This is a genomic window from Bradyrhizobium sp. WSM1743, from assembly GCF_000473065.1.
In the GTDB taxonomy this organism is placed as follows: Bacteria; Pseudomonadota; Alphaproteobacteria; order Rhizobiales; family Xanthobacteraceae; genus Bradyrhizobium.
Genome location: NZ_AXAZ01000095.1, coordinates 1 through 23,873, shown reverse-complemented (window position 1 = coordinate 23,873; position 23,873 = coordinate 1). Strand labels below are relative to the sequence as shown.

Here is a 23,873-nt window from a genome sequence, read left to right as displayed (position 1 = left end):
GGGCCATGTGTGGACGGCTCCGGGTTGGCAAGGAGAATCTTCACTTTGCGGCGTTGGTCGGAGCAGCCATGTGTTCGGCCTGTTTGTGCGGTTCACTTGACCGCTGGCCATAATGCCCTCCGCGGATCAGGTCCCGATCAAAAGCACGCATTCGAAGATGCCGTGGCCCGTATGGGTTGTCCTGATCGCCGGATCGACCGGCGCTGCATTACGTGCTGTTCGCCCTCCCAACCGTTACGTCACGCCGGCGATGTCGGCGCGATCTCGTTTAGGCCGCCAGCGCGGCCGGCTCCTGGTAGCGTTCGTTCCTCGCCATCATCGCCCAGGCCATCCTGGCGAGCTTGTTGGCAAGCGCGATGGCCGCGACCTTGGTGGGCCGGCGGGCCAACAATCGCGTGAGCCATGGCCGATGATCGGTGCCATGGATCTTGGCGTAGCGGATTACGGCGAGCGCGCCAGCCGTAAACAGGCTACGCAAATAGCGATCGCCCTGCTTGCTGATGCTGCCAAGCTTGTCTTTGCCCCCGCTCGAGCTCTGCTTCGGTACAAGCCCAACCCAGGCCGAGAAGTCTCGTCCCGATCGAAAAGCTCTAGGATCAGCAATGCTCGCGACCAGAGCTGTTGCCAAAGCCGGCCCAACGCCGGGGATCGCGTCCAGCCGTTTGCTCGTCGCGCTTGATCGATGCCAGGCGATGATGCGTCGGTCGAACTCCAGGATCTGGGCCTTCAGCGCGCGCAATTGACCACCGAGAGCAGCAAGACACATCCGGGCGCCCTCCGGGACTCGGTCTTCGGCTGTATCGGCGACGACTTCCAGCAGTTGCTCGACACCCCTGCGCCCGACAGGGGCGACAATCCCGAACTCGGCGAGATAGGCGCGGATTGAATTGATCACGGCAGTCTGCTGGCGGATGAAGAGGTGGCGCGCTCGGTGAAGCATCAGACAGCTCTGTTGTTCAACCGTCTTGGTCGGCACGAACCGCATGTTGGGCCTCGTCACCGCCTCGCAAATCGCCTCCGCATCAGCGCTGTCGTTCTTCTGCCGCTTGACGTAGGGCTTCACATAGGCCGGAGGCATCAATCGCACCGCATGCCCCAATGCCTGCAACTCGCGGGACCAATGGTGTGATGATGCGCAAGCCTCGATCCCTACCAGGCAGGGCGGCAGCTTCTGGAAAAACGTCAGGACTTGCCGGCGCTTCAACTGACGGCGGATGATCACCTGGCCAGCTGCATCAACGCCGTGCACTTGGAAGACTGACTTCGCGATATCCAGACCGATGGTCGAAATTGGCTGCATAGGGCTGCTCCTCCGAATCGTGGGAGCCTCAAACGGCGCCCACACCTTGGCACTCTCGTGCCGGTGGAGGAGCCGTCCACAGCATCACAAGCGGAAGCTGTGACGACAACGTCGTGCCTGTTGACGGTGGAGTCAGCTCGCCAGCCTTTCGGCTGTGTACGACCAGATTGTCAGAATGGAATCGAGCTTGCCGCAACGAGGACGGCAAGACAGCGAGCCGCTGCACGGTTCTTCGTCACACTGCCCCCTCCTTACTCAGAAATCGAGCCGCTTTGATGCTATTTTGGGCGCGCTCGACATTGCCTTCGTTAGGAGGGAACCTAACATGGTTCTCGATGCATCACACTTTTGGAGATTTTATGAAATACATTGGCGTTATCACAGCCGGCTTGCTGGCAGTAGCAGTCGCCACACCTGCACTTGCAGGAAGCGCGACACAGAACCCCGAGTGGCTTGCGAAGCAGAAGGCTTGCAAGAAGGAGGCTTCTGCGCAGGGCCTTCATCTGTCGAAGAAGAAGGCGTATGTCAAAGAGTGCATGGCTAAAGCCTAACATTTACCAGCTACACTGCATCAGTAACCCCGCTTCGGCGGGGTTTTTTGTTCATCGTTTGCCGCTGCTGTTTTTCGTTCGTCGCTATAACCCTCTTGAGCACTCTTTCGCGGCTCGATCGGAGCGTTGTGCACCGAGGTAGTACGTCCGTGCCACCAGCGACACCCCAGGAGCAAACTGGACAAATGCAAAAGCGATCTGCAAGCAGGGCCGATGACGTCCAACTTTTCGCGGAGGATAGGAATGTTCCACGTCCGTTAATGGAATGGTCCGGCCGTGCTCCGGCCCTGCCAGTGCGAGAAGCTGGCAAGGGGCGCTCAAGACAAGGAGCACACCATGTCTCGGAAGCTCAATGCAGCGATCGCCGTGATCGGCATCGATATCGGCAAGAACTCGTTCCATCTCGTGGGTCATGATCACCGCGGTGCCATCGTGCTCCGGCAGGCCGCCTTACGCGAAGGGGCATAGAACCGCTTAGATGGTGCACCTCTGAGGGTACGTGGTCAGGTAGGGGCCAGAATACTTTGTCCGGAGAACCTCACGCGGCCGACAACGAGCTCAGAAAGCTGTCGACTTCGATCTTAAGGTGATCGGATTGTGACGAAAGCGCTGTCGCAGCATCAAACAGCCGCCCTGCGGCGCTGCTCGCCTCCTCGGACGCGCTATTGATGTTAACGATACTCCCACTCACATCTTTGGTGCGGTCGGCAGCCTGCTGCAGGTTGCCCGCAATTTCGCGGGTTGCAGCACTCTGCTGATCGACCGCCGCCGCGATTTCACCGGAGATCTGATCAATCTCGACGATCGTGCCACCTATCGCTGCGATCGCGTTCACGGCCTCAACGGTGGCAGCTTGAATGTCCTGAATCTGTGCTGCAATTTCCTCGGTCGCTTTGGCCGTCTGGTTGGCCAAATCCTTGACCTCACTCGCGACGACCGCAAATCCGCGGCCATGCTCGCCGGCACGCGCGGCTTCGATCGTCGCATTCAAGGCCAACAGATTGGTCTGACCGGCAATGTTGTGGATGAGCGTCACGACATCGCCGATCTTCTGCGTACCCGCAGCAAGCCCTTTGAATACGGCGTCGGTGCGCTGCGCTTGCGCGGCCGCCGTGGCGGCAATCGAGGCGGAGCGCGTTACCTGCTTGGCGATGCTATTGATGGAAGCAGTGAGCTCCGAGGTGGCAGATGCGACGGTTTCCACATTTGTCGAGGCCTGCGACGAAGCTGCTGCGGCGGCAGCGGTTTGCCGGGTCGTTTCCGCGTTGCCCTCATTCATGGACGCCGCCAGCCCCTGCATTTCGCTGGCGGCCACCGCAACCGCTGCGACGACTTCACTGATCTTGCGCTCAAAGCCGACGGAGAGCTGGTGCCTTGCTGCATCCCGGTCTCGCTTGGCTTGCTCATTCCGGATTCGATCGGCGTTGGCGCGCGCTTCGGCCGCGGTGGCAGCCTTGGCTTCCGCCGTTTTCTGCGCCGCCGTCGCGAACAGATTCGAGAGCGTCTGCGCAAGCCAGATCAATACGCCGGCCTCGACAAGCAGGATAACAGCGTGGAGAATGACCCGGCCAAAATCGGCGCCTCCCGGATAGACAGCCGCCGGGAGAATGAAGTTCAGCGTCAGATGATGCAGCGCGACCGCCGCCGTGCCGGCGATAATGGGCCGATAATCACAATAGGCGACCAGGATCGCCAGTGCGGCAAAGAAGTACATGTGCATGTCGACCTGCCAAGCATGCCCCGCGAACTGGAAGACAAACATGGACACGCCGGCCATCAAGGCAACGGCAAAGACCAAGCGGGTGGAAAGCCCATTCGCATTCATGCGCCACGACCAGGTCGAGGCCAGCGCCATCGCGACCATGAAGGAGACTGGTACAAGCCAATCGGCGCCGAGCGTCAGAGCAATGATGACAGCAATGGGCAGATGCGCCCAGAGCACCGCGAGCAGAATCTTGCTGGTGGACTGACGCAAGCGTTCCAGTTCATCGCCTTCGAAGGTCATTTGCAATCCCCAAATGGTTTGCTTTCAAATCGTCCGCTTTCAAATCATTTGTTCTGATGCAGGCGACAATCGCCTGCGGATCGATGGTCAGCCAAGCACCGGCATTGCGGAGCCGGGCGAGGCCATCATGGTCGTCGGGCCGAACCACCAGCAGGGCTGGAACGGCAGTGGTCCGGACAATGGCGGCGTTGGCGGATGCCGCGGCCAAAAACGCCTGCTGGGCACTCCACCATGGCGGAAAAGCCGCGGCGACCAGTTCAGCACCTGCGCCGGCGCGGAGCGATAGTGCTGCGATGACACTCCAGCTCACGATGAGGAGCGCGGCCGCATTCAGCCAGGCAGGCCAGCGCGTGCATTGAATGTTTTGCCCTGATCCCATTTGGGGAGACTATCGCGAACTAAGCTAACCGAGGGTAAAGCTATAGGTTGAAGCGCTACTCCGCGCTCGAAAAGATTGCGCTGGGGATGCAACAGAGCGCCTCGGTCGCCCGACTTCCGCAGTCAACGCTGCGAGTTGCCTCAGGCTGGCGTGGGCGCGCGCGGTCGAGCGCCACGAGCCGTGCAGTCCTAGCTGGCTATCGCCCTGCTCCAGTCCCTTCGCTTGAGGCCGTTTCGCAAGCTCAGGATCGTTGATGCGAGTTCGGTTGCTGGAACCGGGCGGCTGAACAAGAACCCTTGCGCCTCGTTGCAGCCTTCCGCCTTCATCTGGTTCAACTGCTCAACCGTTTCGACCCCCTCCGCTGTCGTTGTCATACCAAGGCTTCTTCCGAGACTGGTAATCGCCCTGACGATCAATTTCGACCCATTTGTCGCCGTTGCGTCACGGACGAAGGATTGATCAATCTTGATTTTATCAAACGGAAAACTGCGGAGGTAACTCAGCGACGAGTAGCCGGTACCAAAATCGTCCAAGGCAATGCGCAGCCCACGCGCCTTCAGCTCATGCAGGGTCGCGATCGTTTCGGAGCTGTTGCCGAGCAGTACCGATTCCGTGATTTCGAGCTCAAGCCGGTGCGGCGCCAGCGCTGACACGTCGATCGCGTTGGCGATGACATCTGCAAATCTCGGGTCACGAAACTGACTCGCCGAGACATTGACCGCAATCTTGAGCTCGTCCGGCCAATTGGCGGCCTGCTCGCACGCACGGTTGAGAACCCATTCTCCGAGCGGCGCAATGAGACCGATTTCTTCTGCGAGCGGGATGAACTGATCGGGCGGCACGAGCCCCCTCCTGGGATGCTGCCAGCGCAACAAGGCTTCGAAGCCACTGATCCGGTCCCTTCGCAAGTCGTAAATGGGTTGGTAGAACAGAGCGAACTCGTCCTTGTCCATAGCCTCGCGCAGGTCGATTTCGAGCGCTCGGCGGCTTTGCAGGCTTGCGTCCATTGCTGGTTCGAAGAACCGCCATGTTCCTCTGCCGTCCATTTTGGACCGGTACAGCGCCATGTCGGCGTTCTTCAGGAGCTTTTCGCGCGTCGTACCGTCACCTGGCGCGAGCGAAATTCCGACGCTGCACCCGACGATGATGCGATGGCCGACCAGTTCATAGGGCGCTCCGACACTTTCCACGATGCGCTGGGCGAGGCGCTTAGCCTCTTCACCGTTTCGGACGTCAGATTGAACGACGGCAAACTCGTCGCCACCCAAACGCGCAACGGTATCAACCTCTCGGACGCACGCGCTTAATCGGTCGGCGACCGCGCAAAGCAACGCGTCGCCCACCGGATGTCCCAAGGTATCATTGATCTGCTTGAAGTTATCCAGGTCGATGCAGAACACGGCAAACCCGGTTCCCCGGCCGACCTCCGCAACGGCTCGCTCGATCCGCTCGCCGAAGAGAGACCGGTTTGGTAATCTGGTCAGCGCGTCGTGGCGCGCCATGAACGCGATCTGAGATTGCGCCTTTTGTTGTTCGGTCACATCTTCACAACTGATCAGCCAGCCGCCGTCGGATGTGGAGCGATGGGCGATCGAGACGATTCGTCCCTCGCTGAGTTGCTGGAGGTAGTTGCCGCCGCTGCGGCGCGCCAAGAATTCCTCGCATTCCGCCAGAAGATCGCCCACAGTCTGGCTGCCATGATTGCCGGCGGCAACACTCAGGCCGAGGACATCTTCGAATGTCATGCCTGGACGCACGAGCTCCGGCGAAATATCGAAGATCTCACAGAAGCGACGGTTGACGACCTGCAGCCGTCCCTCCCTGTCATAGAGACAGAGACCTTGCGACATATGCGTGAGCGCCGCATCGAGTCTTAGATTCGTCGCATGCAGCTCCGCCTTCTGCTGCTTCAACCCGGTAATGTCGCTGTAGACGAGCATTACCCCGCCCTCCTGGGTTGGGCTGCGGCTGACCCGCAACCACCTACCGTCCGGGAGCTGGGCTTCACCCTCCACGGTATCGACGTTGCCGAGGTTGTCTCGAAGAGCGAGTCCAGGCGAGCTGTCGTCGCTTGATACCCGAGCCCCCCGCAACCAACCGGGGTGAACAAGCTGTGGCAAGCAATGAATGAATTCGCTGGCTCTGGAATTGGATAGGGCGATTTGGCCATCGCTATCGAGGAGGACGACCCCCTCGCGGGAGTTCTCGAGGGCATCGGACAGGCGTGCCTGCGCCGAGCGCCGCTGCGCCACCTCGCGATCCATCATCGCCTTGATATTGTCCCGCATCCTTCCCATTGCGGCCAGGAGGGTACCGAGCTCATCACCGCCGCCCTTCGGAATGTCTGTATTCAAGTCGCCATCAGCAATGCTCGTTGCCGCTTTGGAGGCAATCGCGACTGGGCCGATGATCCGGCGGGCCAACATCCACGAAAACAGCCCGGACAGGACAAGGGCAAAGGTCAGGCCGGCCACGTTGAGTTGCAGATCCCGCCTGATTGCAGCAAGCGCACGTTGACGGAATAAGAAGCCATCGCCGGCTGTATAGTTCACCAGCAATTCAATCTGCTGATTGACGGCGTTGGAGTACTGATCGAGATCGTCGATCTGACGCACCTTCGCTTCAGCACTCCCATGCTCGTCAGCAGGCGCTTGCACTGAACGACGATGAAGCGCGGTCCAGGCTCTTGCGGCCTCCTGGACTTTGGCGGCCGCTTTTGTGGCCCGGCCGGATTGCGACCGTTCCGCCGCTATCGTCACATCTTCAGAAAGAGACTTCGCCAGCTCGTCGATTTCGGCTTCAAGTCGAGCACGGACCGACGGATCCCTGGTGAGGAGGCGTTGTGCAGATGCCACGCGCATTGCGGCGAAATCAGCACCCGCCGCGCGCGCGTAGTTGATCGACATCAGTGACTCGTCGAAGGTTTTGGCAACCAGGTCGCCGGCGTGTCGCATGCCAAGGGTGGCATAACCCCCAAGGGCTGCCGCGATCGCGCTCATTGCGAGACAGAAGATCAAGATCCCGGTTCGAATTGAGCCGCGCGCCTCGACAAGCCGCAACAGGCAGGCGATTCCGGACCGAAGCGTCTCAAGAACCGCTTTCGGTTGGCGCACAACCCTGCCGACGAAAAGACTCATCGCGGTGTCTTTCGCTGTAAACAACTAATCGCAAACATAGGCGCGGACGCAGCCGCCTGCCTCCGCCTCAAATTTCTCTAGTAATGACTGCAAGGGATGCGGAAATCGTTAAGATCAACCTGCGATAAGTCTGGGAGTACTCACGCGCTCGGAACATCCGAGCCAAGCCAGATATTTGGTAAAGTTGAAGTTTCAGCGGGGTTGAAATGATTGCAAGACTTTTACCCTTGCGCCTGGGCAAGTTCGGTCTCCACCTCACAACAGCGATCACCGCGGGACTGCTCGCAGGCGGCGCTCTCGGCGCAGCCCCCTTCACGATCTCGCAAAAGGATCGCGAATTCAGGCCGCGCGAGGTCATCATCAAGCGCGGCGAGACTTTACGGTTCGTTAACGATGATGGAGAGCTCTTGCACCACGCCTATTTGAGCTCGGAGACGTTCGAGTTCGACAGCGGTGATCAAAAGCCGGGCAGCCAATTCGACGTCGTCTTTTCCGTGGTAGGTGACTACACGGTCCTGTGCGGCATTCATCCCAAAATGAAGCTTGGCGTGCATGTCACCAAGTAGTGACCCTAGAGTATTGAAGTGTTGAAGATCGCGGCGTGACCGACGTAATAGGCGAACAGCGTGACGGTCAGTGCGGCACATAGTCCGGCGGGAGCGAGCCACGGGGCGCGATACTTGGCTTCCTTCGGGCGCTTGTCGGCAAGAATCGCAACCAGGACGACAATAATCGCCGAGTGCCCGATCACATCAAGCCAGCCGAATTCGAAGCACGCGCTGATGAACATTCCGAGCAGCATGGCCGCTGCCACGCGCCGGACCAGCGGCGTCCAAGCCAAGGCAAAGGCAAGGGTGAACTCGACCATGCCTGCGGCCCGCATATAGAACTCATTGTCGAATCCAAGCGTGATGCCGGGGTGCTCGATCAGAAGCGGAAAGCTCCATTCCGGATAGGCCCACTTCTCCACTGACGCCCACATCAAGGTCACGGCGGTGGCATAGCGCACGACATCGAGCGGCGGAACGCCCAACAAATCCTTTTGCAATCCCGTGAGAGCAAGATAGGCCGCAAGACCCAGAAAGATCGGGTAATCGGCCAGATGAAACGTGCCGTAATCGCGGACGGCAAGACCGAACAACATCACGATTCCCGCCGCCGAGAATGGCATCGTGCGGCGCGACAGCAGGCCGGCAGCGATGGCGAGCTGCAAAGGTCCCACCACTGCGGACGTCGTTTTCAATTCGGGGGTCAGGATGATACCTCCGACCGCCCAGACCGAGATGAAGAAAAAGCCACAGACGGCGCGGATCATTACTTCGGTGTGCAGGCGCAAGCCTTGCGTGAAACGGTTCAGGGAGCGGGCCACCAGTTCGCCGAGAGACGTGCGCTCGACCACGCAGCCGGAAAAGAGCCAGAGCAACGCAACGCCTAGGAGGAGCTCAAAATCCCGACACAGGACGTTCTCAAGGCCTCGCGGCTGTCCGGCGGCATCATACGCACAGAACCATTTGACATGGGCGCTGGCAGCTCGGGTCCCCAGGGCCCAACTAAAGAATCCCACGATGGACCTGGCAAACAGAGCAATTCCCCGAGATGCCGATATGGCATCCCGCCCCAGAGACCTGAACATTTCAAAAATCCGCCCGTTTGGAAAAGCACAGCCTTAACGATTTGTTCACCTTAGCATAAATTTTAAGGTTTGTGATGTTCGCAGCACCTGCTGGTTGATTGGTGGTTAATGCAGCCGCGCCGCGGCGGATGCGGGCAGTCGGGGCCGCAAGTCCTTTCAAATTTTACAGATTTCGCGGACGAGCCTTCAATCCGGACGTCGTACTGAACGTCAGACGAAACGGATGGTTGGAACGGTCCATGTTCGACGCGTTAGGTACGGCGCGAGTGGCAATAGGCTCAGTGCTGGCCCGCGGCGCGAAGCGCTGCGCAACGCGCACTGAAACTCTGGAAGCTTGGGCAGGCGCGCTTCTTGTCCTCGGCTTTGGCCTGCTTGGGTCGGCACTGCCGCACGTTCACTGAGTTCCGTTCCCGAGGACGCGATTACGGGAGCTCGTCAGCGCGGCAAGTTGGGAAGAGGCGTGGCCGGGGACGAGGCAGTCAGCGTTTGAAGAAAGGCGACCAGCTCGGACTTTTCCTCTGCTGTCAGGGATAAAGGCTTGATTGAAGGCGACCGGCTTGGACGGTCGATCCCACCCTGGTCATAAAGTTCGATGACCTCTTCGAGCGTTGCGACCGATCCATCATGCATGTAGGGCGCGCGCTCTGCAACGTTGCGCAATGTCGGTGTCTTGAATGAGTACCGGAGCTTTTGTGATGTCGGAAACAGCCGCCCGCGTCCAATATCACCATCTTTTGCGGTGCCGATGTCCTGAAACGATCCATCGGTGAAAGACGGCCCGCTGTGGCAGTTTGCGCAGCGCGCTTTGCCGTTGAAGATCTCAAACCCACGTTTGGCCGCCGCGCTGATTGCGGTTTCGTCGCCCATGATCCAGCGGTCGAACGGGGACTCCTCAGCGACAATGGTGCGTTGAAACGTCGCCAAGGCAGTTTCGATCCTGCGACGGGTAATCGCACTATCTCCGTACGCGCTCGCGAACGCATCGACATAGGCCGGGATGGCGGACAGCCGGTCGATCACCTCCGATTCTGTCAGATTCATGTTGGCCCGCCCCGTGATCGGACCAAACGTGACCGATTCAATATCCTTGAACTTTCCGTCCCAGCCCAGCGGCTCGATGAACGCCACGTCGATCAGAGTGGGTGCACGCACCGGAAGGCCTTTCGGATCCTCCCCGACAGCACGCGCAAGGCCATCGCCCCACGACAGCGACGGATTATGGCAGGTCGCACAGGAAACGGTTCGGGACCTCGAGAGCAGCGGATCAAAGAACAACATCTTGCCAAGAGTTGCTTTTGGCGCAGAGTAAGGATTGTCATCCGGGAAAGGAATCACCGCTGGTCGGCGGTAGCTCGCGCGCATCGCCGTGGCGTCGCCGGATGACTCCGCTGCCGGCGCGCCAAAGCGCGGCCCAAGCGGCACGAGCGCCGCAAGCAAAGCCAGGCTGACCCAGACCTTCATCGGCTTCCTCAAGAGCATAACCGCTTGTTATATGAACAACTTGGTCAATGAAACCTTAATGGCTTGGTACCAAGTTGCGCCAAAAGGCGTCAGCGCCGCAATGGGCTTCTGCAAGACTCCATCGGACCACGCGCGCATTCTCGGCAACTTCGGCAATCGTGATCAATGCTTGCAGCGCACCCAGCTTTCCGGCTCCCTCTGGCTCAGGATCCGGGACTTGCGAGCCTCGTCGCAGAGTCTTGCGCACGACGGGCGAAGTGTCTCGATTCCTATTATGATGAGCACGCCGAATCCGGTCTCCCGTGCAAAGCCGGACGCCTGGTAGATCGCGGGATAGAGCAGGACTGCTGCACCGCGCTTGGGATTGAGATTCCGAGCAGGATTGTTTGCGTGATCGAATGCGAGTTGACTTCTAGCCGAACGGACTAAAGCCTCACATGGCTTTATCCCACACGTCGAAAATCGCCGGATCAACATCGAGCGGCGGTAAGGAACCAAATGCACTTGTAAATCCATATTAACAACTTTAGCGCGAAACTGTATTGTGGAGGCCGGTGATTCCACGGCGGATTGCCGGTCTTCTACGGAGGTCTGCGCGAACAGTTGCTCTCGCGTGGTGTTGATTGCGTTTTGTTTTTTGCATTTTTCATCATCGCTCCCTTCGCGGGAGCGACCTGCTGTTGATCAAATTCTAAGCAGCCGACAAGAGGCTCCTTGACCCATGACAACGGTCATCAAATTCCGTCCGCGCCATAAATCGCAAGACCATTTGCCCCAGCAAAGGCCCGTTCAGGTCTTGAACGAAGTTGCTGCCTTGCTGGCACAAGTCAAGACGCTGGAAATTGGATCGCCGGAGGAGTTGCGCGAAATCCTCTTCATTCTTGATCTCGCAAACGTCTACATCCGGCGCTTCATCGGACAGATCGATAGTGAGGGAGCTAGAAAGCAATTGCTGGCTCAGTCCGTACGGATCAATCAGCTCATTGAAGAAACGCGCGGCTAAGCGCGTGCGGCTGCTGACGCATCGCATTTGGACACGCCGGTAATGGCGGTCGCGGCAAGGACTGGGTAGCGAGACCGTGGTTAGGGGGACTCCGACCATGAGCTCTGGCACTTGATCGCGAGCGCCGGGTTGCGAAGCGCGCCTTCGCAGTTCTTGGACTTTCTGATAGCACTCTTGTCCTCGGTCCCCTTTCGAGGCGGCGGGTGGGTGCCTTCGGAACTTGCCCACAAGGCGCGGCCGAAACGGGTGCCTCTCCATCTTCGGCCAGCGCGGCGGCGTGGCTGGCGCGAAAACCTGTTTGCTCGGCTCAGCGACGTCTCTGGAAAGAACAATGGTTCAGGAGGCGTTTGCTCGAATGCGTTCGCGGGCCATGCGTCGATCTCGTCGGCGGTCCGAACGGCGAATGCCTCTATTCGCCGCAAGCCGCGGCGGAGGCGCTGCGGGGCTACACAGTTCGGATGCGGCCCCCTCGACTACGTGCTCCGGATCGCGCTGACGGGCCTCCATCGTTTCGAGCACGGCGCGGCCCTTGTCGGTGATGCGCCACCCGCCGTTCAGACGCTCGACGAGAGCTTGGGAAAAGATATTCAGATCCGGCACGCGCGCGGCCAAGCGCTTAGTCCGCTCGGACCAGTCGCGCCCGCTGGTCGCCAGGATCGCCATGTCGCGCTTGAGGTCGGCCATCACGGCGAAGCCGTCCGGATAGCTCACCAGGATCTTTAGGACCGTGACCTGAAAATTCACCCCCAACTCCCATCGGTCAGCACCGCTGGTCGGCGCCGCGAAAGGGCTTCGCGCCCAACTCGCCTCAATCCTTTGCGAGACTTCGGCCGCTGCCAAAATCTTCGAGGCGACCGGCGTGCGCACGCCGATCTCGCACCGCGAAATGCTCTCGCGGACCTCATCGAGGACCGCACGCAAAAGCGCCGTGTTGGGCGCGTCGAAGATGAGGTGCCCCTACTTCGGAGCCGGAGGCTTGGGCATCGCCGACAACAAACGAATCTTGAGCTTGCCACCCTCAGTCACGTAGGTCGCCGTCCAGATGCCTCCTGTCTCGAGGGGCGCACCACTTTGATTCTTGCCCGTAAGACGGTATCCGCCGATGGCGAGCGCCATGTCCGTCTCCAACGGCCATGCCTGGTCCACTGTGATTTCTTCGTGGTCGAACCCTGCCTTGAAGGCGCCTTGATAAAATTCCGCGATGTCAGAGCGCGGCCCCGCTGGATTGACGTGGATTCCGCCGGTCGCGAACAGCGCGGCAATTCCAGCGCCGTCCTGCTTGTTGAAGCTCGCCGCATATTCGGAAGCGATTCCCTCAACCTGTCGTTCTGGATCCCCGTCGATCGCCATGGCAGACAGCGACAAAACCGTCACGAAAAAGCATGAGAGCAAGATCCGCAGCATCGCAATTCCCTCCCCAAACTATCAACTCTGAAATCAGAAGGCACCGATAAGACATCAATTACAGATTGACGGCAATCGCTTCACGTATTGCGACGCATCATGCTCGCGCGGTCGCCTGGAATGTGACATTCCTTTTTGTCGGCCGCCCTCCCCGATCCTGCTGCCGAACTGGGCGATCCAGGCCAGCCGATCATCAATAGCGCCTATCCGACGACGCGATTCAAATGACGTGTCTTTGGGATGATGTAGCGGGCTCGCTTCGACTGGCGGTATGGCTCAAGGTTTGGAGATCCGCCGTTCGTAGCTGGTGCGACATGTTCAACCAGTCGAAGGATGTTCTTACAGCTCGGGCACCTGTAGGAGCGACTCTCCCACTTCGATGTCTCTGGCTCGGCGTGCACCAGCTTCCGCCTCGACAAGACCTACGGATCGCTCGGCGCCGCGATCGGCTTCATGACCTGGCTCTGGATCTCCGCAATCGTCATCCTGCTGGGCGCCGAGCTCGATGCCGAGATGGAGCACCAGACCGCGCGGGACAGGACGACCGGCTCCGAGAAGCCGATGGGCGCGCGTGGTACGATGATGGCAGATACGGTGGGCGCGGCACGCGGCGGCTGAACCTCGGGCCGTCGGCAAACCGATCCGCCGCATTCCGGGACCAGATGCAGAATGGCCGCAGACTGTTAACTGCGGCCCACCGGCAAAAATATGAACAGCGATGAAAACGCCAGCCCCGGTGCTGCAGGGAGAGATATACCTTCCGCCCGACATTTTGGATTGCGTGAGTCTACGGGGCCTCGAGAGCGGTCGCGAGCCAGCGCCTTGAAGGCGGTCCGCCGACCAGCCGCGTCTGTGCACTTCAACTCTTCTAGTGGAACCCGGCCACCTCCACCGCGTAGAATCGACAGCTATCATGGGGCTCTAGTTGACCGATTCCCTCACCATCTTGGTGGCCGAGGACAACTACCAGATCCAGGAGATGCTGGAGGAGGCGCTGACCGAGGGCGACTTCCGGCCCCAGAGCCTGTCGTCGGCGGAAGAAGCCGCGACCGTCCGGAAGAGTGGAATCTACGAATTCCGCGCGCTTGTGACCGACGTAAACCTGAAAGGCGCGACGAGCGGCTGGGATCTCGCGCGCCTCACCAGGGAACGCGACCCAGCCTTTCCCGTCATCTACATGACGGGGACGGCCGCCGAGGAATGGGCCAGGCTCGGAGTGCCCAACAGCATCCTGCTCACCAAGCCCTTCGCGCCGGCCCAACTCGTCACGGCGGTCTCGCAGCTTCTCAACACCGGCGGCGCCGCGGGCTGACCAAGACGCATGGAACAATGGTCTTTATGGCGAATTGCCTGCTCGGTCCCCCGCCGTTCGTGAACCCCGAGGCTGCAGTTGTTTGGACATTCGGACGAGGCCGCCATCGGAGAGATTGCCGCGCGGCATGCGGCGATGCGGAACGGCGGCGGCAAGGATTCGGAACAGCGATTCCGCGATCTCCTCCAGGCCTTACCCGCCGCGATCTACACGACCGACGCCTTCGGCCGGATCACCTTCTTCAATCAAGCCTGCATCGAATTCGCCGGTCGCACGCCGAAGATTGGCGAGATGTGGTGCGTGACGTGGAAGCTCTTTTGGCCCGACGGCACGCCGCTTCCGCACGACGAATGTCCCATGGCGGTCGCGCTCAAGGAGAACCGGCCGGTCCGCGACACCGAGGCCGTCGCAGAACGGCCGGACGGCTCGCGGATCTGTTTCACGCCTTACCCGACCCCGCTGCGCGACGAGCGCGGCCGGCTGATTGGGGCGGTCAACATGCTGGTCGACATAACGGCCCGCAAGCAGGCGGAGCAGCGGATGATGCTCCTCACGGCCGAAGTCGACCACCGTTCGAACAACCTGCTCGCGGTGATCCAGGCGATGCTGCGGCTGACCAAGGCGAACAGCGCCGAAGAATTCCAGGCGGCATTTCAGGGGCGGCTGAGTGCGCTCGCCAACGTGCAGAGACTGTTCTCCGCCTCGCGTTGGACCGGCGCGAGCTTGAAGACGATCATCTCGGAAGAGCTCCGGCCCTATACGGGCGGAGACGGCGGCCGGATCAGCATCGTTGGCGAGGACCTCCGCCTGCCGCCGACGTTGGCGCAGGCCATCGCAGTCGCGGTCCACGAACTTGCGACAAATGCCGCCAAGTACGGCGCTTTGTCGACCCCGTCGGGGCGGATCGAGATCCAATGGGAGGTCGACCCGCTCGCGCTGCGCTGGTCGGAAAGCGGAGGGCCGCAGGTGCAGGAACCCATTCGCAAGGGCTTCGGGGTAGGCGCGATCGATGGCGTGATCCGTACCTTGAGGGGGCACATCGCGCGCCATTGGCGTCCGGAGGGCCTGGTTTGCGAATTGTCGTTCGCGGAGATCCCCGCCTAGCTCCGGGCGGCGCCTAACCCGCCGGCTCTACCAGCCTCAGACTAGGGTTGTCGGCCGCGACGCAGACCTGATTGCGACCCTGCTCCTTGGCGACGTAAAGGGCGCCATCGGCAGCCGCCAGCATCGATGCCGTCGACGCTCTCGCTTCGCATTTGCCGCTGGCTAGGCCGACGCTGATGGTGACGTGGCCATGGGCACTTCCCTGACGGGGAATGGCAAGGTCGACAATCGAGAGGCACGGTCTCCGTCAGGCCCTCCGCGTTCGCAAGCGTCGTCTCGGCTAGAAGAATCGCGAACTCCTCGCCGCCGTAGCGCGCGACCAGGTCGGCCGGCCTCTTGAAACAGGACGCGAGCGCCTGCGCCACCTGGCGGATGCAGTCGTCGCCGGCGGAGTGGCCATAGGTGTCGTTGAAGTCGAACCCGGACAGCTTTCGATCGCTCTCCTTGATCGTCTGGACGTCGATTACCTTCAAACCGTCCCGCTTGCTGAACTCGGAGCGAATGTCAGATTTGATCTTATCGACATCCTCCTTCACGAAGTGGGGAGAGCTGGGCCAGAAGAGCAAGTCCCGATGACGACGGCGGTTAGCTTCGCAATTCGCCTTTGGGTGATGCTGGGCATCTCGACTTCGAAGCGGCGCGCAGCCAGCTCAGTTCCGGAGCCAGCCTTGACTTCGAACGGCCAAGGCAGCTGTTGATGAAACCCGAACGAAAAGGTTCCGGCATTGCCATTGCCGTACCTTGCGCGTTCGGAGAACTCCGGATTGACACACAAACGCCGGCTATCTACTCGGCCCTGTCTTCGCAGGGATGGTTAGAATCATATGTTTTCCGGACGAGATAACGCGCTCGGCTGTCTGGTGCTGCTGGGGCTTGTGGGTTGCGTCTTGTTTTACAACTGGGCCAGCGAACATCCGCTGGGTGCGCTGCTGGTTGGCATGGCAATCGTCGCCTTCCTCGTCGTCGTTGCCGCGAACTACGCCGAGCGGAAACAAGAGGTCAGCAAGGCGGCCAAGACCATCATCCAAACGCACGCGAAAACGCTCAGGAGGCGCCGTGACCAGACGGTCTTCTTCGGAGCCTATCAGGAGGTCAACATAGACCGGTGGATAAAGGAGAAGGAGCACTTCTACCGCAACGTCCTCATCTTCGATTTGCCTGGCGCGCGCGACCCAGCCACGTTTTTGAAGTACGAATCCGACAAGGAGTTCGAGGCCTTCTGCTTTGATCTGATAGAGGACGCGGTTCGCCGCGAGGAGGCCGTGGTCGACGACCCGGACGACATCGCCGATCCGATCGAGTTCGAGCGATGGTGCGCCGAACAGCTCAGAGCGCAGGGATGGGACGCGAGAACCACCAAGGGGTCAGGAGATCAAGGCGCGGACGTCATCGCCGAACGCGAGGGCGTCCGCGTGGTCTTGCAGTGCAAACTGTACTCGAAGGCGGTCGGCAACAAGGCGGTTCAGGAAGCGTACGCAGCGATGCAGTTCGAGGAAGCGGATCTTGCTTGCGTGGTCACGAACGCTGCCTACACGAAGGCCGCCCGGGCGCTTGCAGGCCAGACCGGCGTTCTTCTCCTGCATCGAGACGATCTGCTCGATTTCGATGAAGCGCTGGGAGAGCGACACGACCCCGACGAAATCGAAGATTTCTGCGAATCTGGTGAGGAGGGACCCATCGAGGACACGGCTGCGATCTTCGCTCGACAGGGGGACAAGGTGGTGGAGCTCGTCTCGTCCCGTCCGAAGCTCTGGGAGTATCTGCTGGTCGAGGAGCTCTTGCGCTCGAGACTCGCGTCTCTGAAGGATGAGGCGCAGGACGTCGACAGGATTCGCGCTCGCAGGAGCCGGAGGCAGTTGATTTGGCGCGCTATCTCGAGTTCTCCGGGGACAGGGTGCCGAGACTTGGCGCCAAAACCCAACGAGCAATGACCTGCATCACCGACGAAATTCCTGCTGCCCTTGGACCGCCCGGCACACCCGCTGATCCCGTACGACTCCTGCACGCCGTCGAAACGCTTGAGGGATACGTCTTGGAAGCATTGGATTTCGACATGGAAGTCGCCCGAATAGAACCTCCCGAGGCCTTCCGTGCGGTTCACGAAAGTTTCAGCGGGATCGGAGCCGCGGCTGTCACAGTCCTGGAGGCATTCGCGAACAAATGGAGCGCGGCGCTCCGCGCCGTCGAGGACGGCTCACGCGACTTCAATGTGCATGTGAAGTTCGAGCTCGCGCAGCTAACGCGAGCGGCCGACGAACTCGAGAAGGTCAATATCGGCATCTGACTGCCTTCTGCCTTGCGGCCGCGTGAAAGGGGGCAATGTTTTCCGCTGAGGTCTTGCAATCCCTTCACCGGGGCGGGCCTATTCGAAACGTCCAGCAATCTCGGGACTGGATCATCGGCGGCGCTCCCACGCCGGTCGCCCTGATAGATTGCATCCAGCGAATGCGAGGAGGACGGCTGGATGCAGGACCGCGCCAACCCGCGCGCCCGTCAGCGCGCTTCGGACAATGCACGCCGAGATCCGCCAGCCGGGCTGTCCGCAGAGATGGCCATCGTCGAAATCTGTGACGTCCTGGATTCCATCGGCGACACCTGTCCGGAGGGTCAGTCCGAAAGCGACTAAATCGCCTCTTCCCTCACGCCCCGCTCGCGGCCGAACGGCACACGCAGGCGAGTGAGTTCGATCCACGCCAGCGCGGCGTTGATCCATCTCTGCCGTTCAGCTCCATCGGCCTCGGCGGCGAGCTTCATGGCCGCAAACGCCTCGCGCTCGGGATCGTACTCGACGTCCATAGTTTGGAAATATAATCGCGGATGCTAAACGATCACGCATCGATGCGACCGTAGGAATCCGGGGCCGGCCAAGGCGATGGTGGACATCGCGCCCCCGCGTTCTTTCGAGGATGACGTGGTGCGCCCGCTAGGCTCGCGCCAAGGCACGGGCTTGATTCAGAAGATGCCGAGCAGAACGAAAACAGCGACTTCCCCCAGGAAGGCCAAGGTCATAATCGCGACGGTGAGAAACACATCGCCTATCGGCATGATGGGCATGGGCAAGGCCTCGCGTGTCCTGCGCCCCCGTCGTGAACACATGAAGCCGCGGGAAAGTTTCGGTTCCGCCTGCCGGGTTCCGGGTATAGGGTCGCGGCAGGGCAGGCCCTTCAACCGGGGAGATCATGCGAGTCCTTGAACTGTCATGCTGGTGCGTGACCGCGACGGGTCTGATCGTCGTTGTTGCGGTCCTGGCGCTGCTCTGAGTTCCGGCTCAGCGTCCGGCCCGCCGTCACACGGGCCTCGCCATGCTCAGAAGCTTGAAGACGGCAGCGACCGGTTCGCTGGCGCGAACGCCTGTTCGGGGACGGGCCTCGGCGTGGTGCGTCACGTAGACGACCGGAATGTCGAGGTCCTCGGGTCTGAATCGCAAATTCGTCCTCGGCCTGATGCGGTCGGGCCGGTCGCGTGACGGTGCTTTCGCCGCCGGCAGTTCTGGGCAACGAGCCGCCGCCCGCAGCATCGGGCGCTTCGTAGTCGGGTGTTCGCCTCCCGTGTGATGAGCAACGGCGACGCCCCCGTTTCGGGATCCGCGCTCGCAAATCACCTGCGCAGCATGAGGGGCCTGCGCCAAGGCAACCATCGCGATGTCCTGCGCGGAATTCCGCCCTTCTCCATGCACATCATCCGCTCCACTTTGGGCGACTTCATCCTCGACCACACCGAATTGCCACCGGGCACCGCTTCGCTGGTGATCGGCCACGAGATCGCGGGCGACCGCAGGGACGAGCTCGATCGCGTGGGCCGGACCGGAAAGCGGTGGTATTTTCAGGCGCAGCGTATCCCGGAGAAGACGAAGGCGATGGCGGCGTGGAGCGAAGCGCTCCTGAAGGCCTACTCCGCCGCCGGCGGGCGTTATCCCGATTGATACCGTTGGGCGGTCGCCTCTTCGCCGCTCGACGAGCGCGGACGAGTCCTTGAAAACTCGCCCGCGGCCCCCATCGTCGATTTTTTCAAGAATCTTTTTCGCGTGGCGATTCAATCCATTGAAAAAGATGAATCCTTGCGGGCTGTCGCCGCACGAATAACCATCGATTGCGCCCCCCGTTTTTGCGACTAAATCACGATGGAACGCTTGGAGACTTCGCGCGGTGGCGGAGACTCGAACAAGCCCGCCTTCAACCAACGAGGATCGCTCATGTCCTACCAGACTCCGTCTTTTACGATCCGTCCGGCATCTTGGCTTGCTCCCGATGTTTTCTACGTCGGGGTAGACGACGAACGCGGCGTGCTGCTTCGCCTCGACGGCGACGTCTGGCGCGCCTGCTCCTCGCCGAAGCAGGTGTTCGAAGGCGGAATCTTCGTCGCGCGCAAGAATGTAGACTTGATCGAGGCCGCCGAGCGGGCGATCGCGTTGGGGCTCGATCCTATGTTGCTGAAGCAGCTCAAGGAGGAGCAGCTGGAAGCGAGGGTGCGGGCGGCGAAGCGCTGGACGCATTTCATCGAACGGGGCGCCGTGGGCGCTGGGCCCCGGGGCACCGAGTCGTCGGGCGAATGGTTGCTTGTCGAGCTCGCCGGCACGCGGCTGAAGTGCGGCAAGCCGGCCTTGGACCTGCTCGACCGCTTTTCGGCTTCGGAGATCGAGAGCATCCGCGACGCCATGAGAGCGATGGGCCCGGAGGGCTGGTACTGGCCGGTGGTCCATCGAGATCCGGCATAGAGCCTTTTCGGAGGCGCCGCCCATCTTCGCGCTGGAACGGTGACAGAGATTTGGCCGACGCGGCTGGCTTAGACTTCGAGAAACTGCGATCCGCCCCTACGTATCCTCCACGTCCAAACTCGCTTTGGCGGCGAAGTCGTAGATCCTGACCCGCAAATTGGGAAACCTCCGGATGATCTCTCGGGCACCGGTCGTCGCACCCTCCAAGGTGTCGAAACAGGTTTTGAGAAGGCCATCCACCTCCAGGGCAAAACCGCACTGAAGCGAAGGCGAAAACGACGAGCGCATTTTGTCTCCCGCATAAACGTGACGGGAAATGAAATAAAGTGAGTCTACCTTGACGAACAAGTCGTTCGTAGCACTTGCCGTATGAACTGCGCCGAGGAGCGTCAGAGACGCGGCTGCAACGTCATGCGACGCCTCCATCCGCCGCGTGCCCCTGCATGTCGGCTTACAAACGCAAACCAGTCGATCGCCAAATCGACGCTTGTGACCCACAACAGAAGTCGAGGCCGCGCACTCGTGGCAAGCAGATTGTTGTCGCTGAAGATGAGAACGCCGAACGAATGATAGCGCGTTGCTATTGGCTGATCACAGACGCTGCTGGGCGTAGTGTCGTGATCGGGTCGGCATGCCGGTGGACAAGTTTCCAAACGTCGTGCTCCAAGCGAAAGAGGCTGGTCACACGCAAAGCCACTGTGGCCGTTTGATCGCTCCCACCAACCTTGGCATGCCCTCGCTCCACTTCGACGACACAGGCGAGCCCATCGGACACATATTTCGCTACAAGTTCCACGCCGGTGACGTCGCCATCGCGATAGTTTGAGGCGGCACGGGCAATCGTTTCTTCGACCTCTTTACGGCCGCGTGCATAGGGCCCAAAAGGGTTGCCCAAAGTGACGTCATCATTTTCTGAAAAGAGAGCCTTCGCCGGTCCCGGATCACCTCGGAATACCGCTGCCACGGCTCGATTACTTCGCTCGACTGCGCGATCAAGATCTTCCACTGCCATGTGTACCTCCGATGATGAGGCTCCCCCCTCGCGTTGCCCGCGATGAGCTTGCGCACCGGATTGTTGCAAACTCGGAAAGTTGGAGGGCATTTTATTCCTCGGTCGGGCAGAGGACAATCTGCGGCCCCCACTCTGCCGCTACTGGCCCATCAGCGAAGTCGCGGAAGGTATTGAGGCCGCTTAGTAGGGCGGAGCGGACTGGATTTCCTCACTCTGAGGTCTTCGCATTTTGACCCATCTGCGACATAGGCAGCATCGAAATCCCGCAGCGCAGCAGTCTCCTGCTGTAGCCGAGGTGTGCTATGCTTCCAGTCGGAAGCACGGAGGGACCGGGAGTGAACCGGCGCTCATGCATCATGCTGCTGTGCGGCGCGGCGGCCTGGCCGCTCGCAGCGCGTGCGCAGCGAGGCGGGAAGGTCTATCGCGTCGGGATTGTGGAGCCAATACCGGCGGCACGGAACGCCGCCAATCTCGAGGCTCTGCGCAAAGGTCTGCGCGATTTCGGTTACTTCGAAGGAAGCAACTTGATCATCGAGTATCGGTCGGCTGACGGTCGGGCCGAGCGGTTTCCGGACCTCGCATCCGAATTGGTTGGCCTCAAAGTCGACCTGATCCTGGCGAGAGGCACTCCTGCCACCACGGCGGTTCAGAACGCGACCGGAACGATTCCAGTAGTCATGATGACAATGGGCGGCCCCGGTGCGATCGTAGCGAGCTTCGCGCGGCCGACCGGCAACATCACGGGGGTGATTACTTTCAGCACCGAACTGACAGCGAAACGGGTTCAGGTTCTCAAAGAACTGGTTCCTGGCCTCACGCGAGTTGGGTTGCTTCACAACATGGGCAATCCAGCTGTCCCAGCCGAATGGGAAGAGACAAAGATAGCGGCACGCTTGCTGGGTCTCGAGGCTGAGCTGCTTGACGTGCGGAGCGAGGGTGACCTGAGCCACGCATTCGAACTGGTGGTGCGACGGCATATCGACGGCCTCGTCGTCGGGGCAGACGGTCTCACCCAAATGCATCAACAAATGATCGTTGAATGGGTAGCCCGCAACCGTGTGCCCACCGTCTTCCCAGCCCGCGAGTTCGTCGAAGCCGGGGGACTGATCGCCTACGCCGTAAACTATCCTGACCTCTATTTCCAGCTCGCAGCCTTCATCGACAAGATCTTCAACGGCGCAAAACCAGGCGATTTGCCGGTGCAACAGCCCACCAAGTTCGAGTTGGCGATCAATCTTAGGACCGCAAGCGCGCTCGGCCTCGAAGTCCCGCCGACGCTGCTCGCCAGGGCCGACAAAGTGATCGAATAGAGGACCTGCTTGCTGCGTGCATTAGTCGGGAATTGGCCCGATGGAGAAGTTTGGTTTGGCTCAGAAATGGTCTGCTGATCGGGGCACACCGGAAGTGTCACGGCGCCATTCAAATCGGCGCTTTTGACCCAACTACGACATTGGCTGTGCGGTGCGGCAATGGCTGTCATGGCGGTTTCAAGCCTCTATCATTGTGCCCGCCTGGACCGCTACGATGCCGCATGAGAGCCTAGGGAGCGGACATGAGACGGCGCGAGTTCATCACGCTTCTTGTCGGTGCGGCACCTCTGTGGCCGCTTGCGGCGAGCGCGCAACAATCAGCGGTACCTATAATTGGTGTGCTGTCCGTGGGGTCACCTGACATGGCGAGCCCTTATGACGCAGCGTTCGAAAGAGGTCTCGCGGAGAGTGGTTACATGGTCGGAAGAAACGTCACGATAGAACGTAGGTGGGCACGAGGAAACCACGATAAGCTTCCGGAGCTCGCACAAGAGCTCTTGCACCTCAATCCGGCCTTGATCATCGGAGGGGGCAATGTGGCTGCGCTCGCCGCGAGGAGGGCAACTTCAACCATTCCGATCGTATTCATAATTGCGTCAGACCCGGTGAAGCTCGGGCTGGCAAAGAGCTTCGCTCATCCCGGAGGCAACGCCACGGGCATATCTATGATGACAGCGACGCTTGTCCTCAAGCGTCTCGAACTGATTCAGGAGCTGCTCCAGCAAAACGCTACCGTCGGATTTTTGGTAAACTCTGACAATCAAGACCTGCTGCAGGAAATCGACGAAATTGCCCGTTCGACCGGGCGGCCCTTGAAAGTCGCCAAGGCGCGCAACCCGGATGCCCTCGAACCAGCATTCAGGCAGCTAGTCAGTGCCCAAGTCGGGGCGGTGCTCGTCAGCAACGATGCGATGTTTTTTAACCTGCGTGCGCAAATTGTCGCACTGGCCAATCGTCATTCGCTTCCGGCCTCCTACGAATTCCGCGAATTTCCGGCGGCCGGTGGCTTGATGAGCTACGGGCCCAGCCTTGTCGGAACTTTTCAAAAAATCGGCACTTACGCCGCACGTATTTTAAAAGGTGCTCGGCCGGATGATCTGCCCATTCAGCAGCCTACGGAGTTCAATTTGGTTCTCAACTCGGCAACCGCGCGCTCCTTAGGCATCCAAATCCCCCCATCGCTGCTCGCCCGTGCCGACGAGGTGATCGAATAAGGCGCGACTTCCGTTGTTGGCCTGATGGCGAAGTTCGGTTTGGCTCAGATATGGTCAGCTGATCGGGCCACACCGGAAGTGACACGGCGCGGTTCAAACCGGCGCTTTTGACCCACAGGCCGCCGTGCTGTCCTGACGGCTTGCTCTCCTGCGGCCAGGCTGCGCCTTGACGGCGCCGCGCACGGCGCGAGGATCAAGCAGATNCGGACGCCATCTCCTCCGTCTTGACGCACGTGAAGGCGCGTCCCTTATTGAGGACCGCCCAGGCGATCCGGGCGAGCTTGTTGGCGAGCGCAATCGCCAGCACGTTGTGGTGCAATCGCTTCTTGGCGGC

24 protein-coding genes and 4 pseudogenes are annotated in these 23,873 nt (G+C 60.5%); 15 read left to right on the top strand and 13 right to left on the bottom strand.

Features of this window, described 5'->3' with window-relative positions:
* Positions 1-268: 268 nt before the first annotated feature.
* Positions 269-1,300 carry an IS110 family transposase gene (locus tag YU9_RS0135125; RefSeq protein ID WP_036017133.1) on the bottom strand — a complete coding sequence of 344 codons (1,032 nt, stop codon included), beginning with the start codon at positions 1,298-1,300 and terminating at the stop codon, positions 269-271.
* Between the two features lie 359 nt (positions 1,301-1,659).
* Here YU9_RS0135125 and YU9_RS0135120 point away from each other — a divergent pair, with 359 nt between their 5' ends.
* Together YU9_RS0135120 and YU9_RS48425 are read left to right on the top strand one after the other, a co-directional pair.
* On the top strand, positions 1,660-1,851 hold the full coding sequence (locus tag YU9_RS0135120; protein WP_027576938.1) for a hypothetical protein: 192 nt from the start codon (positions 1,660-1,662) through the stop codon (positions 1,849-1,851).
* A gap of 336 nt (positions 1,852-2,187) precedes the next feature.
* Positions 2,188-2,295, top strand: a pseudogene (locus tag YU9_RS48425) (IS110 family transposase); the annotation flags it as partial.
* Positions 2,296-2,389: 94 nt separating this feature from the next.
* Here YU9_RS48425 and YU9_RS0135110 read toward each other — a convergent pair.
* The 3 genes from YU9_RS0135110 to YU9_RS43490 form a co-directional block, all read right to left on the bottom strand.
* Complete coding sequence (locus YU9_RS0135110) at positions 2,390-3,856, bottom strand: methyl-accepting chemotaxis protein (protein ID WP_027576937.1); 1,467 nt, start codon at positions 3,854-3,856, stop codon at positions 2,390-2,392.
* Positions 3,837-4,235 carry a hypothetical protein gene (locus tag YU9_RS46715; protein ID WP_371259244.1) on the bottom strand — a complete coding sequence of 133 codons (399 nt, stop codon included), beginning with the start codon at positions 4,233-4,235 and terminating at the stop codon, positions 3,837-3,839. Before YU9_RS46715 ends, YU9_RS0135110 begins: the two co-directional genes overlap by 20 nt.
* Before the next feature lie 188 nt (positions 4,236-4,423).
* The gene (locus tag YU9_RS43490) at positions 4,424-7,372 is read right to left on the bottom strand and encodes an EAL domain-containing protein (RefSeq protein ID WP_063623786.1); all 2,949 of its coding nucleotides are present in this window, start codon (positions 7,370-7,372) and stop codon (positions 4,424-4,426) included.
* Between the two features lie 206 nt (positions 7,373-7,578).
* Here YU9_RS43490 and YU9_RS0135095 point away from each other — a divergent pair, with 206 nt between their 5' ends.
* Positions 7,579-7,938 carry a methylamine utilization protein gene (locus YU9_RS0135095; protein ID WP_027576935.1) on the top strand — a complete coding sequence of 120 codons (360 nt, stop codon included), beginning with the start codon at positions 7,579-7,581 and terminating at the stop codon, positions 7,936-7,938.
* Positions 7,939-7,943: 5 nt separating this feature from the next.
* Here YU9_RS0135095 and YU9_RS0135090 read toward each other — a convergent pair whose 3' ends face one another.
* Complete coding sequence (locus YU9_RS0135090; RefSeq protein WP_156952304.1) at positions 7,944-9,005, bottom strand: hypothetical protein; 1,062 nt, start codon at positions 9,003-9,005, stop codon at positions 7,944-7,946.
* A 435-nt stretch (positions 9,006-9,440) separates the two neighbouring features.
* Positions 9,441-10,466, bottom strand: a complete 1,026-nt coding sequence (locus YU9_RS0135085; protein ID WP_027576933.1) for a cytochrome-c peroxidase — start codon at positions 10,464-10,466, stop codon at positions 9,441-9,443.
* Positions 10,467-10,497: 31 nt separating this feature from the next.
* On the opposite strand from YU9_RS0135085, the gene YU9_RS49610 reads away from it, so the two are divergent.
* Together YU9_RS49610 and YU9_RS0135075 are read left to right on the top strand one after the other, a co-directional pair.
* Positions 10,498-10,791 (top strand): hypothetical protein, encoded by a 294-nt coding sequence (locus tag YU9_RS49610; RefSeq protein ID WP_027576932.1) that lies wholly within the window; start codon positions 10,498-10,500, stop codon positions 10,789-10,791.
* A gap of 396 nt (positions 10,792-11,187) precedes the next feature.
* Entirely contained in the window at positions 11,188-11,469 is a 282-nt protein-coding gene (locus YU9_RS0135075; protein ID WP_027576931.1) for a hypothetical protein, read from the top strand.
* A gap of 336 nt (positions 11,470-11,805) precedes the next feature.
* On the opposite strand, the gene YU9_RS0135070 is transcribed toward YU9_RS0135075, so the two are convergent.
* Entirely contained in the window at positions 11,806-12,213 is a 408-nt protein-coding gene (locus tag YU9_RS0135070; RefSeq protein WP_027576930.1) for a hypothetical protein, read from the bottom strand.
* Positions 12,214-12,426: 213 nt separating this feature from the next.
* The gene (locus tag YU9_RS0135065) at positions 12,427-12,873 is read right to left on the bottom strand and encodes a DUF4440 domain-containing protein (protein ID WP_051380623.1); all 447 of its coding nucleotides are present in this window, start codon (positions 12,871-12,873) and stop codon (positions 12,427-12,429) included.
* A 420-nt stretch (positions 12,874-13,293) separates the two neighbouring features.
* On the opposite strand from YU9_RS0135065, the pseudogene YU9_RS46705 reads away from it, so the two are divergent.
* From YU9_RS46705 to YU9_RS43485, 3 genes and pseudogenes are all read left to right on the top strand, one after another.
* A pseudogene (locus YU9_RS46705) lies at positions 13,294-13,491 on the top strand (YhjD/YihY/BrkB family envelope integrity protein); the annotation flags it as partial.
* Between the two features lie 307 nt (positions 13,492-13,798).
* Positions 13,799-14,185 (top strand): response regulator, encoded by a 387-nt coding sequence (locus YU9_RS0135050; protein ID WP_027576928.1) that lies wholly within the window; start codon positions 13,799-13,801, stop codon positions 14,183-14,185.
* A 78-nt stretch (positions 14,186-14,263) separates the two neighbouring features.
* Positions 14,264-15,289: a sensor histidine kinase gene (locus tag YU9_RS43485; protein WP_051380622.1), complete on the top strand. Its 1,026-nt coding sequence runs from the start codon at positions 14,264-14,266 to the stop codon at positions 15,287-15,289.
* Between the two features lie 13 nt (positions 15,290-15,302).
* Here the strand turns inward: YU9_RS43485 and YU9_RS51285 are convergent, their stop codons facing one another.
* Both YU9_RS51285 and YU9_RS51280 read right to left on the bottom strand, forming a co-directional pair.
* Positions 15,303-15,467, bottom strand: coding sequence for a hypothetical protein (locus YU9_RS51285; protein WP_371259245.1), 165 nt, complete (start codon positions 15,465-15,467; stop codon positions 15,303-15,305).
* A gap of 73 nt (positions 15,468-15,540) precedes the next feature.
* A pseudogene (locus YU9_RS51280) lies at positions 15,541-15,825 on the bottom strand (diguanylate cyclase domain-containing protein); the annotation flags it as partial.
* Between the two features lie 288 nt (positions 15,826-16,113).
* Here YU9_RS51280 and YU9_RS44855 point away from each other — a divergent pair.
* The 3 genes from YU9_RS44855 (at position 16,114) to YU9_RS43475 (ending at position 17,915) form a co-directional block, all read left to right on the top strand.
* Entirely contained in the window at positions 16,114-17,220 is a 1,107-nt protein-coding gene (locus YU9_RS44855) for a restriction endonuclease (protein ID WP_084299180.1), read from the top strand.
* A complete protein-coding gene (locus tag YU9_RS0135030; RefSeq protein WP_027576926.1) occupies positions 17,217-17,573 on the top strand; it encodes a hypothetical protein in 357 nt (118 codons plus the stop codon). The genes YU9_RS44855 and YU9_RS0135030 overlap by 4 nt, the downstream gene beginning before the upstream one ends.
* 180 nt (positions 17,574-17,753) lie before the next feature.
* A complete protein-coding gene (locus tag YU9_RS43475; RefSeq protein WP_198028352.1) occupies positions 17,754-17,915 on the top strand; it encodes a hypothetical protein in 162 nt (53 codons plus the stop codon).
* Here the strand turns inward: YU9_RS43475 and YU9_RS50850 are convergent.
* On the bottom strand, positions 17,912-18,043 hold the full coding sequence (locus YU9_RS50850; protein ID WP_256375933.1) for a hypothetical protein: 132 nt from the start codon (positions 18,041-18,043) through the stop codon (positions 17,912-17,914). The two genes, YU9_RS43475 and YU9_RS50850, sit on opposite strands and share 4 nt — an antisense overlap.
* A 799-nt stretch (positions 18,044-18,842) precedes the next feature.
* Between YU9_RS50850 and YU9_RS0135010 the strand changes: the two genes are divergently transcribed.
* A complete protein-coding gene (locus YU9_RS0135010; RefSeq protein WP_036018915.1) occupies positions 18,843-19,211 on the top strand; it encodes a hypothetical protein in 369 nt (122 codons plus the stop codon).
* 270 nt (positions 19,212-19,481) lie between these two features.
* Positions 19,482-20,003, top strand: coding sequence for a hypothetical protein (locus YU9_RS0135005; protein WP_156952303.1), 522 nt, complete (start codon positions 19,482-19,484; stop codon positions 20,001-20,003).
* A 580-nt stretch (positions 20,004-20,583) separates the two neighbouring features.
* On the opposite strand, the gene YU9_RS46700 is transcribed toward YU9_RS0135005, so the two are convergent.
* Complete coding sequence (locus YU9_RS46700; RefSeq protein WP_084299179.1) at positions 20,584-21,015, bottom strand: DUF4440 domain-containing protein; 432 nt, start codon at positions 21,013-21,015, stop codon at positions 20,584-20,586.
* A 335-nt stretch (positions 21,016-21,350) separates the two neighbouring features.
* Between YU9_RS46700 and YU9_RS0134990 the strand changes: the two genes are divergently transcribed.
* Positions 21,351-22,325 carry an ABC transporter substrate-binding protein gene (locus YU9_RS0134990; protein WP_063623784.1) on the top strand — a complete coding sequence of 325 codons (975 nt, stop codon included), beginning with the start codon at positions 21,351-21,353 and terminating at the stop codon, positions 22,323-22,325.
* Positions 22,326-22,567: 242 nt separating this feature from the next.
* A complete protein-coding gene (locus YU9_RS0134985) occupies positions 22,568-23,539 on the top strand; it encodes an ABC transporter substrate-binding protein (RefSeq protein ID WP_027576920.1) in 972 nt (323 codons plus the stop codon).
* A gap of 193 nt (positions 23,540-23,732) precedes the next feature.
* Here YU9_RS0134985 and YU9_RS48415 read toward each other — a convergent pair.
* Positions 23,733-23,873, bottom strand: a pseudogene (locus tag YU9_RS48415) (IS110 family transposase); the annotation flags it as partial.